Source organism: Pseudoalteromonas sp. S1727 (genome assembly GCF_005886375.1).
In the GTDB taxonomy this organism is placed as follows: Bacteria; Pseudomonadota; Gammaproteobacteria; order Enterobacterales; family Alteromonadaceae; genus Pseudoalteromonas; species Pseudoalteromonas haloplanktis.
Genome location: NZ_PNDT01000247.1, coordinates 1 through 413 on the forward strand (window position 1 = coordinate 1; position 413 = coordinate 413).

At 42.1% G+C, this 413-nt stretch carries 1 pseudogene; it reads right to left on the bottom strand.

The window, feature by feature from the left end:
• A pseudogene (locus tag CWB85_RS21870) lies at positions 1–336 on the bottom strand (galactose-1-epimerase); the annotation flags it as partial.
• Positions 337–413 lie beyond the last annotated feature (77 nt).

Genomic DNA, 413 nt, shown 5'->3' on the forward strand with positions numbered 1-413 from the left:
GTTATCCAAGCCTAAAACAATGTTACCCATGTTGCCATTGCTGTCTGGCGTTTCGATGCGCGTTATGATGCCCCCATAATTGATCACATCAACGCTCACACCATTGCTATTGGTTAAGGTCACTTGGTTGATCGGAGTGTGATCTGCAAGCTTGCCATAAGCGTGCAGTAATGCAGAAGGTGAATTGCTCATATTGTCTCCTTGGTGAGCACACGCGGGGGTTAAGGCAATGCCAAAAGACACTGCCACTGCAAAGATACCGCGAGAGAATTTTTTAATAGATGCTGACGACTGATGAACCGCTGTTAGGCGCTGAGTTACACATTGCAATGACATACCACTAACCTTTTTATAATTGTATTTATACTTTTATAATACAATATAGTAGTGAATTGCAAATTTATTCGCCTAAG